This is a genomic window from Amycolatopsis sp. NPDC049159, assembly GCF_040648295.1.
Classification (GTDB): Bacteria; Actinomycetota; Actinomycetes; order Mycobacteriales; family Pseudonocardiaceae; genus Amycolatopsis; species Amycolatopsis pretoriensis_A.
This window is the reverse complement of sequence record NZ_JBEZDL010000034.1, coordinates 80,383-94,918: the sequence shown is the minus strand read 5'-3', so window position 1 is coordinate 94,918 and position 14,536 is coordinate 80,383. Positions and strand designations below refer to the sequence as shown.

The window sequence follows — 14,536 nt, the reverse complement described above, 5'->3', positions numbered from 1 at the left end:
GTGCTGGGAAGACCGGGAGGCCACGTTCCTGATCGGTGGGGACCAGTGCACCCGGCGGTGTGACTTCTGTCAGATCGACACGGGTAAGCCCGCTGCGTTGGACCGGACTGAGCCGCGGAAGGTCGCGGAGTCGGTGCAGGCGATGGGTTTGCGGTATTCGACGGTCACCGGTGTCGCCCGTGATGACCTTCCTGATGGTGGTGCGTGGCTGTACGCGGAGACGGTCCGGCAGATCCACGACTTGAATCCGGGTACGGGTGTCGAGCTGTTGATCCCGGACTTCAACGCGGATCCGGCGCAGCTGGCTGAGGTGTTCGGGTCGCGGCCTGAGGTGCTGGCGCACAACGTGGAGACGGTTCCGCGGATCTTCAAGCGGATCCGTCCGGGCTTCCGCTACACGCGGTCCCTGGAAGTCATCACGAAGGCGCGTGAGGCGGGTTTGGTGACGAAGTCGAACCTGATCCTGGGCATGGGCGAGACGCCCGACGAGGTGGCTCCGGCGATGCAGGACCTGGTCGACGCGGGGTGCGAGATCCTGACGATCACGCAGTACCTGCGTCCTTCGCCGCGGCACCACCCGGTGGACCGCTGGGTCAAGCCGGAGGAGTTCGTCGAGCACTCGAAGGCTGCCGAGGCGATGGGCTTCGCGGGCGTGATGGCGGGGCCGCTGGTGCGCTCGTCCTACCGCGCAGGACGGCTCTACGCGCAGACCAAGGGTTACCGTGGGGAGGAGCTGCCGTCGAACCTGCAGCACCTCGCCGACCAGGGCCCGGCCGCGCAAGAAGCCAGCTCTCTGCTGGCGCGATAGGAAGGGGCGGATCAATGGCGATCAGCGTCTTCGACCTGTTTTCCATCGGCATCGGCCCGTCGAGCTCCCACACCGTCGGGCCGATGCGGGCGGCACTGACCTTTGTGGACGGACTCGGCGACGACCTCGCGCGGACTTCCCGGGTGCAGGCCGAGCTGTTCGGCTCGCTCGGCGCGACCGGCTTCGGCCACGGCAGCGACAAAGCCGTCCTGCTCGGGCTTTCCGGTGAGCGTCCCGAAGAGATCGACACCGACACCGTGCCGGGCAAGATCGCGGAGATCCGCGAGTCCGGGCGGCTGAAAGTCGGCGGCACGCACGAGATCGCGTTCGACGAGGACAACGACCTCACCATGCACCGCCGCAAGTCGTTGCCCGCGCACCCGAACGGCATGGTCTTCCGCGCGTTCGACGCCGCGGGTGAGCTGCTGCGCGAACGGACGTACTACTCGGTCGGCGGCGGGTTCGTGCGCGACGAGTCCTACGAGACGGACGCGGTGTTCGTCGAGGACTCGACGCCGGTGCCGTACCCGTTCCGCACGGGCGCGGACCTGCTCGGGCACTGCGCGGAAACCGGGCTGCCGATCAGCGAGGTCATGCTGGCGAACGAGCTGGCCTGGCGGTCGCGCGAAGAGGTGCGCGACGGGCTGCTGGACATCTGGGCCGTCATGGCCGAGTGCGTCCGCAACGGCTGCACCCACGAAGGCGTGCTCCCGGGCGGCCTGAAGGTGCCGCGGCGCGCGAAGGCGTTGCACGAGAAGCTGCTGGCCGAGGACGGCCTGGACGACCCGCTGTACGCGATGGACTGGGTGAGCCTGTACGCCTTGGCGGTCAACGAGGAGAACGCCGCGGGCGGCCGCGTGGTGACGGCCCCGACCAACGGCGCGGCGGGGATCATCCCGGCGGTGCTGCACTACTACCAGCGCTTCATCCGCCACTCGACCGACGACGGCATCGTCAAGTTCATGCTCACGGCGGGCGCGATCGGCTCGATCCTCAAGCAGACCGGCTCGATCTCGGGCGCCGAAGTCGGCTGCCAGGGCGAAGTCGGCTCGGCGTCGGCGATGGCGGCGGCGGGCCTGACGGAGGTCCTCGGCGGCTCACCGGCCCAGGTGGAGAACGCGGCGGAGATCGGCGTGGAGCACCACCTCGGGCTCACTTGCGATCCGGTCGGCGGCCTGGTCCAGATCCCGTGCATCGAGCGCAACGCGGTGGGCGCGTCGAAGGCGATCCACGCGGCCCGCATGGCGATGCGCGGCGACGGCAGCCACGTGGTCACGCTGGACAAGGCGATCAAGACGATGCGCGAGACGGGCGCGGACATGAGCGTCAAGTACAAGGAAACCGCCCGCGGCGGCCTGGCGGTGAACGTCATCGAGTGCTGACCCGAAGCCGCACTTTCATAGGGAAAGTGCGGACCTGGGTGGCACCGCACTTTCGTAGGGAAAGTGCCGTTTCGGGTCAGCGCGGCTCGTCTTCCGGCTCGACCGCCAGCCGCAGGCCGACTTCGACCAGGGTCCAGCCGAACTGCTGTTTTTTCGTGCCCGTGCGGCGTCTCGGCGTCGCACGGCCGGGTGGGCGGTTGCGCACGCCGTGGCGCAACTCGTTCTCCCGTTCGTGGACCAAGTCCTCCGCCATCAGGAAGTGCACCGGATCGCCCCCTGCGTCGATGTTCGGTGTCGGTCGCCCCATCGTCGCTCACCGTGGCCGTCCGGATCCACCGGTTTTCCGCCCGGCGAACACCGGCGCGGGAACGCAGGGTGACCGCGGCCGGCGTGCGGCGCCTAGACTCGCGGGATGAAGTCGACGTCGGTGGCGAATGCCGGTGAAGCGCTGTTCCGGCCGGTTCGCACGGGCAACGCCTTCGAGGAGACGGTCGAGCGGCTGCTGCAGGCCATCCGGCTCGGCGTGGTCGGCGCGGGGGAGCGGCTGCCGTCGGAACGGGAGCTCGCCGAGCGGCTCGGGGTCAGCCGCGTGACGTTGCGGGAAGCCATCCGGGCGCTCTCCGACGCCGGTTACGTGGAGTCACGCCGAGGTCGGTACGGCGGCACGTTCGTGAACGAGAGCCTCCCGGCACCTTCCGAGAAGTCACCCAGCGGCAAGGTCGACGCGGTCGGGCTGGAGGACGCGCTGAGCCTCCGGTACGTCCTCGAAACCGGCGCCGCCGAGATGGCCGCGGCGCGGTCGCTGAGCCCCGCCGACCGGCAGCACCTCACCGGCACGCTCGCCGAGGCCGCGGGCGCGGACCTCGAGGACTACCGGCGCAAGGATTCCCGCCTGCACCTGGCGATCGCCGAGGTCACCGCATCCGGCTCCCTGACCACGGCGATGGCCGACGCCCGCACCCGCGTCAACCAGCTGCTCGACCGGATCCCCTTGCTGCCGCCCAACCTCGAGCACTCGAACGCCCAGCACGAGGCCATCGTCGACGCGATCCTCGCCGGCGACGCCCCCGCCGCCCGCCAGGCGATGGCGGAGCACATCGAAGGCACGGCGTCCCTCCTCCGCGCCTTCCTCTCCTGACGCTCGGGCCATTGTCAGCTCGGGTAGCGCTCAGGCCGGGACGAGGACGACCTTGCCGTGCACGTCGACTCGGCGGCGCGGGTGCGCGGGTCGTTGGCTCGGGTAGCGCTCAGGCCGGGACGACGACCACTGTGCCGTGCACCGCGCCCTCGGCGGCGCGGGTGCGGGGTCGTCGGCCCGGGTAGCGCTCAGGTGGGGAAGATGACCTTGCCGTACACCGCGCCCCGCGGCGGGTGCGGGCGTGTGAGGCGGGCAGTTCGGTCGGCGCCCGCGCGGGTCGTCGGCTCTCCTGACGCTCAAGCCGGGACGACGACGACCTTGCCGTGCACCGCGCCCTCGGCCGCCCGTTCGTGCAACGCCGGCAGCTCGGCCAGCGGCACCCGCCCGGCCACGTCGACGCGCAGCTCGCCCTGGTCGACCAGGGTCACCAGCTTCGCCAGCTGATCGGCGTCGCTGCGGACGAACAGGTCGATGCCGCGCACGCCGCGTTCCTCGTCGGACGGCGCCGGCATCCACACCGTCGTGTTCACCAGCGCGCCGCCCGGCCGGATCAGGGTGACCAGCGCGGCCAGCTCCGCCGGGTCGACCGGGGCGAGGTTGAGCACCAGGTCGACCGGCTCGGTCACCGCCGCGGTCACCGGTGTCGTGGTGTGCTCGACGACTTCGTCGGCGCCGGCGGCCTTGACCGCGTCGGTGCTGCGCGGGCTCGCCGTCGCGATGACGTGGGCGCCGGCCCCCTTGGCCAGCTGCACGGCGTAGCCGCCGACCGCGCCGCCGGCGCCGTTGATCAGCACGCGCTGCCCCGAGCGCAGCCCGCCGTGGTCGAAGAGCGCCTGCCGCGCGGTCAGGCCGACCAGCGGCAACGCGGCCGCGTCGGCCAGCGGCACGTCCCGGGGCGCCGCCGTCAGGGCCTCGGCCGGTGCGACGACGTACTCCGCGGCCGCGCCGGCGCCGTCCATCGGCAGGAAGCCGACGACCCGGTCGCCGGCCGCCAGGCCGTCGACGCCGTCACCGAGCGCGTCGACCGTGCCGGCGACGTCGATGCCCGGGGTGTGGGGCAGCTCGACGGGGATGGGGCCGCGCATGAAGCCGCCGCGGATGTTGCCGTCGACGGAGTTGAACGACGTCGCGGCGACCCGGAGCCGGACCTGCCCCGCGCCCGGCACCGGCAGGTCCACGTCCTCGTAGCGCAGGACTTCCGGGCCGCCGTAGTCGTGGAAACGCACTGCCTTCATCGGAGTTCTCGCTTTCGGTGAGAGCCATGTGCTTCGAATTCGAAGCAACTGCGGACCACGCTACAACTGCTTCGAATTCAAAGCAAGTGTTGCCGGTCACCCTTGATCCACACGGCTCAGGATCGTGGTCGCGGCCGGGCTCAGCCTGGGCCGGCTTGGCCCACCCTGAGCACGGCCGGCCCGCGGGCGGCGCGGACGACCTCGGCGAGGCGGACCGCGTCGGGCGAGGACGGCGCCGCGGTGAGGATCACCGCCATCAGGTCGTCCCCTGGCACGTCGAGCAGGCTGCCGTCGAGCGCGACGTCCTCGCCGTCCGGCGTGCGGAACACCGCGCGGTTCTCGTACGCCGACACCGTTTCCGGGGCGCGCCACAACGCGTCGAACGCCCGGCTGGTGCTCCGCAGCTCGTCGACGAGGCCGGCGAGTCCTTCGTCGGCGGGGTACCGCAGGTGCGTGTCGCGGAGCCGGGCGGCGAGCGCGGCGCGGAACCCGGCCTGGTGCTCGTCGGTCCGGGAGATCTCCCCGCGCGCGTCGCGGAACGTGCGCCACGCGACGTTCCAGTCCCGGCCGCTCCCGGTCGCCGCCCCGCCGCCGAGCGCCAGCCACGCACCGTTGACGGCGACGACGTTCCACGCCCGGTCGGTCAGGAACGCCGGGGTGCCGCCGAACCGCTCCAGCAGCCGGATCGCCGCCGACCCGGCCTCGCGCGGCACCTGCCCGTCGGTGGCCGCGTACCCGGCGAGCGCGCACAGCCGCTCGTAGTCCGCCCGGCTGATCCGCAGCGCGCGGGCGATCGCGGTCACCACGCCGGCCGACGGGTGGCGGCGGCCCTGCTCCAGCCGGCGCACGTAGTCCGCGGACACCCCGGCCAGCTCGGCGAGCTCTTCCCGGCGGAGCCCGCGGACCCGCCGCCCGGTCCGCGGCCCGGCGGGCGGCTCGGCCCGCTCGCGCAGCCGGCGGACCGCGGCGCCCAGCTCGGACAGCGACATGGCGCCAGTCTGCACCACCGGACTCCTTCGAATTCGAAGCAGTAGACTCCGGGCATGCCGCAACCGTCGCTCGACCCCGTGCAGCTCGGCGCCTACTTCGACCTCGTCGAGGTGACCAGCCTGCTGCGGCACGCGGTCGAGCAGCAGCTGCGCGAGGCCGGCGAGCTCAGCTACGTGCAGTTCCAGCTGCTGGCCCGGCTCGGGGACTCGCCGACGGGCAGCCACCGCATGACCGACCTGGCCGACGGCGTCGTCTACAGCCGCAGCGGCCTGACCTACCAGGCGGGCCTGCTCGAGAAGGCCGGCCTGGTGGTGCGGTCGCCGTCGCCGGACGACGAGCGGAGCACCACGGTCACCATCACCGACGCCGGGCGCGAGCGGCTCGCGCAGGTGCTGCCCGGGCACATCGAGGTGGTCAGCGGCCTGCTCTTCGAGCCGCTCTCCCGCGCCGACGTCGAAACCCTCGCCGGCCTGCTGGCCCCGGTCCGGGACCACATGCGCTCGACGCCACCGCGCTCGGCGGCTCCCCGGAGGCGGGCCGGCGGCGGCTAACGGCGTGTCTTGACAGGATTCGAACAACCCGCGGTAGTTCTCCACAGAACCTTTTCACCCGTCCGGCCGTCATCCGTTCGTGACCTTGCCGAACGAGGAGCCGACCGAGGAACCCGCCGTCAAAACCCCGCGACGGCGGCGGTGGCGGCGCATCCGGCGGACCGCGTACTGGACGTTCGGCGTGCTGGCCGGCGTCCCGCTGATCGCGTTCTGGGTCGCCTACCTCGTGCTCGACGTCCGCAGCCCGCAGGAGGTGCTGGCCGGGCTCGACAAGACCGTCGTGCTGCAGTACTCCGACGGTTCCGAGCTGCTGAAGGTGATCCCGGCCGACGGCGACCGGATGTTCGTGCCCTACGCGCAGGTGCCGGCGAAGCTGCGGGACGCCATCATCGCCACCGAGGACCCGACCTTCTGGGACAACCAGGGGTTCGACCCGACCGGCATCGGCCGCGCGTTCCTCACCGGCGTCGGCGGCGGGTCCGGGATCACCCAGCAGTACATCAAGAAGTCCACCGGCGACGACGACGCCACGATCGGCCGCAAGTTCGCCGAGCTCGTCCTGGCCACGAAGATCACGCAGGAGCAGAGCAAGGAACAGATCTTCGAGAGCTACGTCAACATCATCTCCTTCGGCCGCGGCACGTTCGGGCCCGCGGCGGCGATGAACGCCTACTTCGGCAAGAAGCTCGACGACTCGATCACCTGGAGCGAAGCGGCTTTCCTCGCCGGGATGATCCAGTCGCCGTCGGTGCACGACCCGGCCGCGTCCGGCGACGCGCACGCCGGGCGGCGCTGGGAGTACGTGCGCGACAAGCTCCGCGGCCGCGGGTACGTCAAGAGCGGCGAGGCGATGACGTACCCCGGTCCCGAGATCCAGCCGCCCTCGGAAACGCGGGCGGGCCGCGTGACCTACGACGAATTCCACGTCAAGCAGCAGGTGCTCGCCGAGCTCGACCGGGCAGGCTTCCCGCTCGGCCGGCTCCAGCAGGGGAACATGACGGTCGAGACGACGCTGGACCGCGGGATGCAGGACGCCGCCGGGAAAGCGTTGCGGGAGCGGCTGAAGAACGAACCGAAGGAGTTCCGCGGCGCCGTCGTCGCGGTCGACCCGCGGACCGGGGCCGTCCGCACCTATAACGGCGGAGACCAGGGCGTGCGCGACTACGCGGGCACCTCGCACGCGCCGGGTTCGGCGTTCTACCCCTTCACGCTCGCCGCGTTGCTGCGCCACGGCTACGGCGCGGACCAGCCGATCCCGTCGCCGTCGAAGCTCGAGTTCCTCGGCGAGAACTTCCAGTACCCGGACGTCTGCGGCCCGAAGTGCACCCCGCGCACGGCCATGGAGAAGCACGCCGACGGCCCCTTCGTCGCGCTGGCCAAGCAGCTCGGCCCGGACGCGCTGAGCGAGACCGCGCGCCGGGCCGGCATCCCGGAGACCGTCGACGGCGTCCCGACCATGCGCGAGAAGGACGGCTTTCTCATCGGGCCGGGCATCGCGGTCGGCCGGTACCCGGTGCGGCCGCTCGACCTGGCCGGCGCCTACGCGACCTTCGCCGCCGACGGCCGGCGCGCGACCCCGCACCTGGTCGCGAAGGTGCGCGACGAGAGCGGTGCGGTGGTGTGGGAGGCCCCGGACACCGCGAGCCCGGCGTTCGGCGACGACGACGCCAGTCACCGCGTCGCCCGTGACGTCACCAGCACCCTGACCGACGACGGCGGCACCGTGCTGCGCACCGGCGAGGCCGAGCACGGGAACAGCCCGGACAACCAGGACGCCTGGGCCGTCGGCTACACCGGGCAGCTCGCGACCGCGGTCTGGATCGGCTCCGACGACGACCGGCGGCTCAAGGACGCCCACGGCGCGAAGCTGACCGGAGACGTCGTCCCGGCCGACGTCTGGCGCGGCTTCATGACGGCGGCGCACCAGGTGGTGCCGCCGCCGTCACCGGTGGCCCGGCCACCGCGCTGAGCCTTCGGAAAGCGGTTACCGGACGATGCCCAGCACGAACCCGTCGTGCCCCTTGGTGCCGACGGTCTGGACGGCGGTCGCGTCCAGCCGCGGCTCGGCGGCGAGCACGTCGAACATCTCCCGCGCGCCGCGGACGTTCGGGTCGTCGCTGCCCGCGTCGGCGACCCGGCCCTGGCGCACGACGTTGTCGACGACGATCGTGGTGCCCGGCCGGGACAGCTCCAGCGCGGCCCGCACGTAGTTCGCCAGGTTGGCCTTGTCGGCGTCGATGAACACGAAGTCGAACGGCCCGGTGAGCGTGGGCAGCGTGTCCAGCGCGGCGCCGACCCGGATCTCGGCGACGTCCTCGCCGAAGCCCGCCCGCGCCAGGTTCGCCTTCGCGACTTCCGCGTGTTTCGGTTCGTATTCGCAGGTCACCAGCTTGCCGCCGGCCGGGAGCGCGCGGGCCAGCCAGATCGTGCTGTACCCGCCGAGCGTGCCGATCTCGAGGATCGCCCGCGCGCCGGACAGGCGGGCCAGCAGGTTCAGCAGCTTGCCCTGGTTGGGCGCGACGGCGATGGACGGCAACCCGGCGGCGGCCGAGTCGGCGAGTGCGTCGTCGAGCACCGGATCGGGGGCGAGCAGCGCTTCGGTGAGGTAGTCGTCGACTTCGGCCCAGGTCTTGTCGGTCATGGCACCTCCACGGCCAATCTAGCGGGCTGGGATCATGCTCAGGAGCGACCGGAAGCGGGAAAGGTGGACATGGACGACTACCGCGTCGTCGCGGACACCCTCGCGGCCGACATCGAAGCCGGCCGGCTGCGCCCCGGCGACCGGCTCCCGCCGCAGCGCCGGTTCGCGCGGCAGCACGGCATCGCGAACTCCACCGCCGCCCGCGTCTACGGCGAGCTCGTCCGGCGCGGCCTGGCCGTCGGCGAAGTCGGCCGCGGCACGTTCGTCCGGGCCGCGAAGCCGCCGCCCGAGCCCGCGCTCGCCGAGCCCGGCGACGCCCGCGTCGACCTCGAACTCAACTTCGCCGTCCTGCCCGACCAGTCGGCGCTGCTGGCGAAGGCACTGGAACCGTTGCTGCGCCCGGACGTCCTCACCGCGGCCCTGCACCCGATCGGCGCCGCGGGGACACCGGCGGCCCGGACGGCGGCGGCCGCGCTGCTCACCCGCGGCGAGTGGCGCCCGGACCCCGCGACGATCCTGTTCACCGGCAACGGCAGGCAGGCCATCGCGGCGGCGATCGCCGCGTTCGTCCCGGTGGGGGAGCGGCTCGCGGTGGAGTCGCTGACGTACCCGGTGGTCAAGGCGCTGGCGGCGCGGCTCGGGATCGAGCTCGTGCCGATCGAGACCGACGAGGACGGCCTCGTGCCGGCGGCCCTCGCCGCGGCGGAGCCGGTGCGCGCCCTGTACGTCCAGCCGACGCTGCACAACCCGCTCGGCACGACGATGCCCGCGCGACGGCGGGAGGAGCTGGCCGAAGTCGTCGAGCGGCTCGACCTGCCGGTGATCGAGGACGGCATCTACACGTTCCTGCGCGACGACGTCCGGCCGTTCGCCGCGTACGCGCCGGAGCGGACCGTCTTCGTGGACAGCCTGTCCAAACGCGTCGCGCCCGGCCTGACCGCGGGCTTCCTGGTGCCGCCGCCGCGGTGGGCCGCCCGGCTGGCGTCGTCGGTGCGCTCGGGTGGCTGGGCGGCGTCGCGCTTCGCCGTCGAAGCGGCGACGCAGTGGATCGTGACGGGCACGCTCGCCGAAGTCGAGGCCGCCAAACGCCGCGACGCCGCCGCGCGGGCCTTGCTGGTCCGGGAGAAGCTCCCGGACCTGCGCGGCGACGCGGCTTCGTACCACCGCTGGTGGGAGCTGCCGGACCACTGGCGAGCGGACACGTTCGTGGCCGCCGCGGCCCGGCACGGGATAGCGCTCTCCCCGGCGGCGGCGTTCGCCGTGCTGCCGGGGCACGCGCCGAACGCCGTGCGGGTCGCGGTGTCGGCGCCGCCGGTGGAGATCTTGAGTGCGGCGCTGGACGTCTTGGCCGGGCTGGCGGGCGGGAGCCCGGACGACCTGCTGGCGGATTGAGCGCCCGGCCACCCCGGTGCCGAACTCGGCCGCGCACCCCCGGTGTTTCGCGGAGTACGAGCGGGCGATGGCGGTGCGCAGTGCCGAGGTGGTCGCCGAAAGCGTCCGGTTCGGCGGGCGCGCTCAGCGAATCCGGCCGGGCTGGCGGGCGGGAGCCCGGACGACCTGCCGGCGGATTGAGCGCCCGGCCACGCCGGTGCCGAACTCCGCCGCGCACCCCGGTGCTGTCGAAACCGCCTTCGCGGAGTACGAGCGGGCGATGGTGGTGCGCCCCGCCGCTCAGGGCGCGTACTTGCCCACGAAACTGCCGCAGGTCACCGGGCGGCCGGTGAGGCGGGCCTGGATCGCCGTCTCCAGGCCGAGGTAGGTGAACACCGGCGTGTCGGCCGGGACCGACGCCGGGACCGGGCCGCCGGTGGCCAGCAGGCGGCTCGGCACCGTCTGGAACAGCACCAGGTACCCGCCTTCACGGTTGAGCTCGTCGCTCTTCGCGAGCATCCGCTCGGGCGCGTCGCCGACGATTTCCAGGGGCAGCGGCCATTCCAGCGGGAACGGGTTGTTCAGGCGGAAGGCGGGGTAGGCGAACGCGTTGTCCGGCAGGACCGCCGTGCGCGGGGCCGGGAAGCGGTCGAGGCAGTCGCGGATCTGCCGGACGTAGGCGTAGGTCGAGGGGTTCGTGCGGATGCCCGACATCGCCGGGCTGACGTCGCCGAGGTCCGCGGTCAGCCGGTCGTGCCCGAGGTCGAGGTAGGCGGCCTGGTCGTGGCGCGCGACGACGACCCAGCCGCACACCGCGACCGCGGTCAGCCCGGCCGTCGCGGTGACCCAGCGGCGCGCCAGCCGCGGCCGGGGCGGGACGACGTGGCTCAGCAGCAGCAACGCCGTCAGCGCGAGGGTGCCGGTGAGCAGCGTCGGGGTGTCGTTGCCCCACGACAGGCTGGTCATGAACCCGGTGGCGAGCACGAGCAGCCCGGCCCACGGCACCCTCCGCGCCACGGCCGCGTTCACCGGCACGCTGACCGCGACGATCCACCACAGGACGTCGGCCCAGCGCGAGGAGCCGGTGAACCGGCCGTCGACGACGGTCCAGACCACCGCGGCCGCCCCGGCGAGCACCAGCACCCAGGACGCGGCCCGCCCGGCCGCGCCGAGCCGGTCGCCGGGCAGCCGGACGGCCAGCAGCACCACGGCGATCGCGGCGAAGAACCCGAGTTCGCGCACCGGTGCGCGGGTCAGCGCCTCGGGGTCGGCCAGCCACAGCCCGAGCAGCCGTTCGCCGTACGCGGGCACGCCGCCGGTGAGCTGCTCGACCATCTCGGCGAACCCGCCGCCGATGGCGACCCAGGCGACGTACGCCAGCCCGGGCGCGCCGAGCGCGAGCAGGTCGAGCAGCACCCGCACCACGCGCCGCGCCCCGGTCCGGGTGGCCGGGTGCAGCAGCAGCCACAGCACGCCGATCACGGCGGCCAGCGCGAAGCTCTGCTTGACGAACACCGCGCAGCCGAGCAGCACGAGCCCGCCGCGGCGGGCGAGCGCGCGGCCGGTGCGCAGCCCGGTGTCCAGCGCCCACGCGCCGCACGCGGTGAGCGCGATGCCGTCGACGGTGTGCCAGGCCATCAGCGGGAAGGCGTTGAGGTTGATCAGCGACGCGGCCGCGACCATCGCCGTCATGCCCGGGCCCCAGTCCAGCACCCGGCGCCGGGTGACGAGCGCGGCGAAGGCGATCGTCGCCACGACGATCTCGATCATGGACAGGAAGCTCGACCCGAAGAACAGCGGCATCGGGAGGGCGAAGTCGACGACGTGCAGCACGGCCGAGCCGAGCGGGCGCGCGGAGATGATGTCGGCGTGCGGGACTTCGCCGTGCAGCACGCGCCACGCCTGCGCGAGGATGAACCCCTGGTCGGAGGGGTGGAACCCGAAGCGCCCGACGCGCAGTTCGGTGGCCAGCGCGAGCAGCACGACCCAGCCGGCGTGGATCCCCCAGCGCAGCAGCGGCCGGGAAGCCTTCGAGGGCGCGGGTTCCGCGGCGGCGTGCGCAGGACTCGCCACGTCCACGCCGCGCCCGCCTTCCGCTCCCGATCACACCCGGAAAGCGATGGTACTGGCCGGGGCGGTCCGGGGTGCGATGGCCGTGCGCCGGACCATCGGCGGGCGGTGGGTGGCGACCCCGGTGGGCCACCACCCACCTGCCGTCACCCGAAGGCGGGCCGGGCGGTGCCGATCTCGGCCGTCTTGTCGGCGCGTTCCCCAGTGGTGCTACTCGGCATTTCGAACTCCCCAGTTCACGCCCGTACCGTTGTACGGGACTCGCGCGAGGGTAGAAGTACCGTTGCCGCCGTGCCAGGGTTTCGGCGGAATACGCGGGGATCAAGCACGACGGCGCCAGATCGAGCGGGTGACCGCCGCCGCGACCGACGCCGGCGCGGGCCGGCGGGGCAGGTCGCGGGCCTCCGGCGCCGACTCCCGCACGGCCGAGTACGCCAGGTGCGCGGCGAAGCGGGAGAGCCGCGGCGCCACGAGCGTCGCCAGTTCGGCCGCGCGGCCTTCGGGCAGGCTCAGCACCTCCGGCCGGTCCTCGCACGCCTTCACCACCAGGGCCGCCGCGCGTTCCGGGCTGCTCGACGGGAGGCCGCGGTAGCCGGTCGGCGCGATCATCGGGGTCCGGACCAGCGGCATCCGCACCGACGTGAACGTGACGCCGTCCGAGAGCGTCTCGCGCCCGGCCGCCAGCCCGAACTCCTCCAGCGCCGCCTTCGAAGCCAGGTAAGCGGAGAAGCGCGGGGTGTCGGTCTGCAGGCCCTGGGTCGTCACGTTGACGACGTGGCCGAACCGGCGTTCGGTCATCGACGGCAGGAACCCGAGGATCAGCCGCACCGGGCCGAAGTAGTTGATCGCCATCGTGCGCTCGAAGTCGTGGAACCGTTCGGTGGACAGCGCGACCGAGCGCCGGATCGACCGGCCCGCGTTGTTCACCAGCACGTCCACCGCGCCGTGCTCGCCGAGCACGTCCTTGACGAGCGCGTCGACCGCGTCGCCGTCGGTGAGGTCGCAGGGGTACGCGGCCGCGGTGCCGCCCGCGGCGAGGATTTCCTCCCGCACCTCTTCGAGTTCCGACGCGCGCCGGGCCACGAGGATCACCTTCGCGCCCTTGCGGGCCACGGCCAGCGCCGACGCCCGGCCGATCCCGGACGACGCGCCGGTGATCAGCACCGTCCGCCCGGCGAGGCCGTGGGTGCGGCGGGCGCGGTCGGGGTCGAGGTGGGCCTGCCAGTACCGGTACAGCGGCGCCGCGTAGTCCCGCAGCTCCGGCAGTTCGACGCCGCTGCCGAACAACGCCGTCGTGGTGCGCGCGGTGTCGAACTCGACCGGCATGCTCAGGTGCGGCAGCACTTCGAGCGGGACGCCCAGCTCTTCGAGGACGGCGGCCCGCGTGGCCCGGCCGCCGGGCAGGCGGTCGATCCCGGCCGCGGCCGCCTTCGCGACCCGCCCGCCCGCGCGCCGGACCACGCCCGAGGCCCGGGCGGGCAGCGCGGCCCGGACGACCGGCCCGCCGGCGGCGCGCGCGAAGGCGTTGTAGACGGAGTTGAGCGACTGCGGCCGCGCGGCGGCGAGGTGGTAGGTCGACCCCGGCGGCGCGTCCCGGTGCATCAGGAACTCCATCGCGTCGACGACGTAGTCGACCGGCACCAGGTTCGTCGCGCCGAGGCCGGGCGCGGCCAGGGGGAGGCGCTTCGGTAGGGCCGCCAGCCGCGAGATCGCGGGGAGGAAGAAGTAGGGGCCGTCGACCTTGTCCATCTCGCCGGTGCGCGAATCGCCGACGACCGCGGACGGCCGGTAGACGCGGAACGGCAGCGCCTGCTCGCGGACGAGCTTCTCGGCCTGGAACTTCGTCGCGTGGTACGGCGAGCCGAAGCGCTGGCCGAGGTCGAAGTCGGCCTCGGTGAACCGCCCGGCGTGATCGCCCGCGACGGCGATCGACGACACGTGGTGCACCAGCCCGGCGCCGGCCGCGGCGGCGAAGGCGAGCAGGTGCCGGGTGCCCTCGACGTTGGCGCGCCGGTTGGCCTCTTCGCCGGCGGTGAGGTCGTAGACCGCGCCCAGGTGGACGACGTGGTCGAGGTGCCCGCACTCGGCGGGGTCGACGCCGAGCCGCGGTTCGCCGAGGTCGCCGACCACGGGCCGCAGCTTGTCCGCCCCCGCCCAGTCCCGGCTCAGCGCGGCCAGGCGCTCGCGGGAGGTCTCGCGGACCAGCGCGTACACCGCGGACGTCTCCGGCCGCCGGAGCAGCCGCGCGACCAGGCGTTTTCCGATGAAACCCGTCGCACCCGTCACGAAGTAGGTCGTCATGGCCGGTCCCTTCCGTCGGGGCCGACTCTAACCTACTGAGAAGTAGGAA

At 73.2% G+C, this 14,536-nt stretch carries 12 protein-coding genes; 6 read left to right on the top strand and 6 right to left on the bottom strand.

Going from position 1 to position 14,536, the window contains the following annotated elements; all coding sequences use genetic code 11:
- On the top strand, window positions 1-808 hold an 808-nt coding region (locus AB0B33_RS42750; RefSeq protein ID WP_360782775.1), incomplete at its 5' end, for a lipoyl synthase.
- 14 nt (window positions 809-822) lie between these two features.
- Window positions 823-2,190, top strand: a complete 1,368-nt coding sequence (locus tag AB0B33_RS42745; RefSeq protein ID WP_247013250.1) for an L-serine ammonia-lyase — start codon at window positions 823-825, stop codon at window positions 2,188-2,190.
- A 76-nt stretch (window positions 2,191-2,266) separates the two neighbouring features.
- On the opposite strand, the gene AB0B33_RS42740 is transcribed toward AB0B33_RS42745, so the two are convergent.
- A complete protein-coding gene (locus tag AB0B33_RS42740; protein ID WP_360782772.1) occupies window positions 2,267-2,455 on the bottom strand; it encodes a hypothetical protein in 189 nt (62 codons plus the stop codon).
- A 147-nt stretch (window positions 2,456-2,602) separates the two neighbouring features.
- Here AB0B33_RS42740 and AB0B33_RS42735 point away from each other — a divergent pair, with 147 nt between their 5' ends.
- Complete coding sequence (locus AB0B33_RS42735) at window positions 2,603-3,328, top strand: FCD domain-containing protein (protein WP_360782769.1); 726 nt, start codon at window positions 2,603-2,605, stop codon at window positions 3,326-3,328.
- A 296-nt stretch (window positions 3,329-3,624) separates the two neighbouring features.
- Here the strand turns inward: AB0B33_RS42735 and AB0B33_RS42730 are convergent, their stop codons facing one another.
- The gene (locus AB0B33_RS42730; protein ID WP_360782766.1) at window positions 3,625-4,563 is read right to left on the bottom strand and encodes an NADP-dependent oxidoreductase; all 939 of its coding nucleotides are present in this window, start codon (window positions 4,561-4,563) and stop codon (window positions 3,625-3,627) included.
- Between the two features lie 140 nt (window positions 4,564-4,703).
- A complete protein-coding gene (locus AB0B33_RS42725) occupies window positions 4,704-5,567 on the bottom strand; it encodes a helix-turn-helix domain-containing protein (RefSeq protein ID WP_360782762.1) in 864 nt (287 codons plus the stop codon).
- A 39-nt stretch (window positions 5,568-5,606) separates the two neighbouring features.
- Here AB0B33_RS42725 and AB0B33_RS42720 point away from each other — a divergent pair, with 39 nt between their 5' ends.
- Entirely contained in the window at window positions 5,607-6,104 is a 498-nt protein-coding gene (locus tag AB0B33_RS42720; protein WP_360782759.1) for a MarR family transcriptional regulator, read from the top strand.
- Between the two features lie 85 nt (window positions 6,105-6,189).
- Window positions 6,190-8,073 carry a transglycosylase domain-containing protein gene (locus AB0B33_RS42715; protein WP_360782789.1) on the top strand — a complete coding sequence of 628 codons (1,884 nt, stop codon included), beginning with the start codon at window positions 6,190-6,192 and terminating at the stop codon, window positions 8,071-8,073.
- A gap of 15 nt (window positions 8,074-8,088) precedes the next feature.
- Here AB0B33_RS42715 and AB0B33_RS42710 read toward each other — a convergent pair whose 3' ends face one another.
- Window positions 8,089-8,745, bottom strand: coding sequence for an O-methyltransferase (locus AB0B33_RS42710; RefSeq protein ID WP_360782756.1), 657 nt, complete (start codon window positions 8,743-8,745; stop codon window positions 8,089-8,091).
- 69 nt (window positions 8,746-8,814) lie between these two features.
- Between AB0B33_RS42710 and AB0B33_RS42705 the strand changes: the two genes are divergently transcribed.
- Entirely contained in the window at window positions 8,815-10,137 is a 1,323-nt protein-coding gene (locus AB0B33_RS42705) for a PLP-dependent aminotransferase family protein (protein WP_360782753.1), read from the top strand.
- Window positions 10,138-10,416: 279 nt separating this feature from the next.
- Here AB0B33_RS42705 and AB0B33_RS42700 read toward each other — a convergent pair whose 3' ends face one another.
- Window positions 10,417-12,195, bottom strand: a complete 1,779-nt coding sequence (locus AB0B33_RS42700; RefSeq protein ID WP_360782751.1) for a hypothetical protein — start codon at window positions 12,193-12,195, stop codon at window positions 10,417-10,419.
- A 312-nt stretch (window positions 12,196-12,507) separates the two neighbouring features.
- Window positions 12,508-14,487, bottom strand: a complete 1,980-nt coding sequence (locus AB0B33_RS42695; protein WP_360782748.1) for an SDR family oxidoreductase — start codon at window positions 14,485-14,487, stop codon at window positions 12,508-12,510.
- Between the last annotated feature and the right edge of the window lie 49 nt (window positions 14,488-14,536).

Coding starts and splice junctions, on each gene's coding strand:
- AB0B33_RS42695 (WP_360782748.1), bottom strand. CDS start 14,487: ATGACGACCTACTTCGTGACGGGTGCGACGGGTTTCATCGGAAAACGC.
- AB0B33_RS42745 (WP_247013250.1), top strand. CDS start 823: ATGGCGATCAGCGTCTTCGACCTGTTTTCCATCGGCATCGGCCCGTCG.
- AB0B33_RS42720 (WP_360782759.1), top strand. CDS start 5,607: ATGCCGCAACCGTCGCTCGACCCCGTGCAGCTCGGCGCCTACTTCGAC.
- AB0B33_RS42735 (WP_360782769.1), top strand. CDS start 2,603: ATGAAGTCGACGTCGGTGGCGAATGCCGGTGAAGCGCTGTTCCGGCCG.
- AB0B33_RS42730 (WP_360782766.1), bottom strand. CDS start 4,563: ATGAAGGCAGTGCGTTTCCACGACTACGGCGGCCCGGAAGTCCTGCGC.
- AB0B33_RS42705 (WP_360782753.1), top strand. CDS start 8,815: ATGGACGACTACCGCGTCGTCGCGGACACCCTCGCGGCCGACATCGAA.
- AB0B33_RS42710 (WP_360782756.1), bottom strand. CDS start 8,745: ATGACCGACAAGACCTGGGCCGAAGTCGACGACTACCTCACCGAAGCG.